Origin of the sequence: Longimicrobium sp., assembly GCF_036280135.1 — a bacterium.
GTDB lineage: Bacteria > Gemmatimonadota > Gemmatimonadetes > Longimicrobiales > Longimicrobiaceae > Longimicrobium.
In genome coordinates, this window is sequence record NZ_DASURI010000175.1 from 1 (window position 1) to 2242 (window position 2242).

Annotated in this window: 3 protein-coding genes; all 3 read right to left on the reverse strand. The window is 69.3% G+C overall.

Annotation, left to right across the window (positions count from 1 at the left end):
* The coding region (locus VFZ20_RS05225; RefSeq protein ID WP_329682780.1) for a hypothetical protein at window positions 1-511 on the reverse strand (511 nt) is incomplete at its 3' end.
* 591 nt (window positions 512-1102) lie between these two features.
* Window positions 1103-2050, reverse strand: coding sequence for a glycosyltransferase family 2 protein (locus tag VFZ20_RS05230; protein ID WP_329682781.1), 948 nt, complete (start codon window positions 2048-2050; stop codon window positions 1103-1105).
* 71 nt (window positions 2051-2121) lie between these two features.
* A complete protein-coding gene (locus tag VFZ20_RS32715) occupies window positions 2122-2229 on the reverse strand; it encodes a hypothetical protein (RefSeq protein WP_414682924.1) in 108 nt (35 codons plus the stop codon).
* Window positions 2230-2242: the final 13 nt, after the last annotated feature.

Here is a 2242-nt window from a genome sequence, read left to right on the forward strand (position 1 = left end):
GGCATCCCCCCGGGCAGATGGGCGCGGCGAAGCGGATGACGTCGTTCGCGCTCCACGGGCCGGCGTTCCCCTCCACCCCCAGCGCCCGGGCGGGCCCCGTGCCCTGTACCACGCGCGCGTCCGACGGCGGGGCCGGCGCGACCTGGGCGGACTGGGCGGCGTCGTACCGCACCGAACCGTCGCCCTCGATGAAGGTGAGGACGAACCGCCCTTCGGAATCACGGTACGGCTCGGGCTCGGTTTCGGCCCGCGTCAGGAGCTCCGTGTCGTACCAGGCAAGCGCGTACTCCGCGTTCTCGTCCGGGCGCAGCGTGCAGGGCACGTCGTTGGGGATGATGGCGGACTGCCCCGCGCGCAGGCGCAGCACCTCGTCGTCGGTGCACAGGCCGGGCGCGGCGCTGGACGGTGATTCGTCGCAGGCGGCGGCAAGCAGGACCAGCGTGGCGAAGGCGGCGGAACGAAGGTGCCTGATTGTGCCGTGCCGCGCGAGGACAACGATGTTTCGGCTCATCCGACCTTTCCTGGAAACGGTGGACTTCCTGGCCGTCCGCGCCCACGTGCGTCTGTTCCGGCGCCGGCTACAAGCTCCAACGCGCCAGGGTCCGCGGAATCTGACGCGCTTTGCTTTCGACCGTTTCGGCAGGCTCGATCCTTGGGACCGCGCCCAAGCTCCTGGACACGTCAACTTCCTCCAGAAATCAACGTTTTCCGGATCTGGGGCGGAACGTTGTCCGCTCTCCGGACGCGCGCGGGACCGGCGGATGGGATCCGCCGGCCCCGCGCGTTCGAGCGCTCCGTCCGTCCGGCGCGTCGGTTCCCTGGATGGTGCCGACCGAAGAATCTGGTCGCCGGAGTGCGGGATCTCGCCCGTGCGCTGAGTTGTTCTCGGGCCAGGCGCGCACGGGCGGGATCGTGCCGGGTCGCAACCCGATTCTTCGGTCGGAAGGCGCCCACGGCTCCGCGCGAAGGAATGGACCGAGCCGGTCGCCTTTCTCGCGCAGAATGACAGCGCGGGTGAGAAAAAGAAGAAAGCCGGCGGCGCAACGGTTCGATCCGCTGCTCCGCCGGCCGTGTTGTCGAGTCTGCCGCCGATCCGCCGTCGCTACGCGCCCCTGCCCCGCTGGCGCAGGTCGTCCACCTCGGCGCGCAGGGTGGCAATGAGCTCGGCCATGAAGCCGAAGCCGAAGAGGATGAAGCCCACCGTCTCCAGCAGGACGACGAGGGTCAGCAGGGGGCGAAAGCCGAAGGGCGGCATCCAGTGGCCAATGCGCAGCACCACCGTCAGCAGCCCCACGAGAATGCCGGCCACGATGAGCATGAGCCCGCCGCCGCCGAAGAACTGCATGGGCTTTTCGCTGAACTTGAGGTAGAACCAGACGACGACCAGGTCACCCACGCCCACCAGCACGCGGCTGCGGCCCGAGTACTTGGCCACCCCAGCGCGGCGCGGAAACAGCTCGATGTCGATCTCGCTCACCGTGTAGCCCTGCGCGTGCGCCAGGACGACGAAGAAGCGGTGCCAGTCGTGCCGCAGGGGGATCTCGCGCAGGATCTCGGCGCGGAACGCCTTCATGCTGTTCAGGTCGCGCACGGGCACGTCGAACAGCGACTGCGAGAGGCGGTTATAGACGGACGATACGCCGCGCTTCTCGTAGTTGCCCACCTTGCGCCCCGTGACGATGTCCCACCCTTCGCCCAGCTTTTCCAGGAAGCGCGGGATCTCCTCGGGCGAGTGCTGCAGGTCGGCGTCGAAGAGGACCAGGTACTCCGTCTCGGCCGCCCACGCGCCCGTGACCATCGCCTCGGTCTTGCCGCGGTTGCGGCGGTGGCGCACGACGCGCGCGCGGGGAAACGAGGCCGCCTCGCGCAGGGCGGCCTCGTACGTCCCGTCCTTTGACCCGTCGTCCACGAGGATGACCTCGCCGGCCAGCCCGTGCCGGTCGAACGTGGCGCGCAATTCCCGGAACAGGTCGGGGATGTTGTCCACCTCGTCGAACGCGGGAACGAGGACGGCAAAGTTGCTGCGCAGCTGGGGCGGGATCACGGGCATGGGCGAAGCCCCGCCGTTGCCGGCGGGGCTCGAAGAAGGGGCAGGCTGAAGCACGGTGCGGTCGCCGTCCATCACACGCGCTTGCGCATGCGGGCGCTCAGCACGCCCAGCTGGTCGCGGTACTTGGCCACGGTGCGGCGCGCGATCTGGATGCCGTCGTCCTTGAGGATGTTGACGATGGCCTGGTCCGTC

Coding starts and splice junctions, on each gene's coding strand:
- VFZ20_RS05230 (WP_329682781.1), bottom strand. CDS start 2,050: ATGCCCGTGATCCCGCCCCAGCTGCGCAGCAACTTTGCCGTCCTCGTT.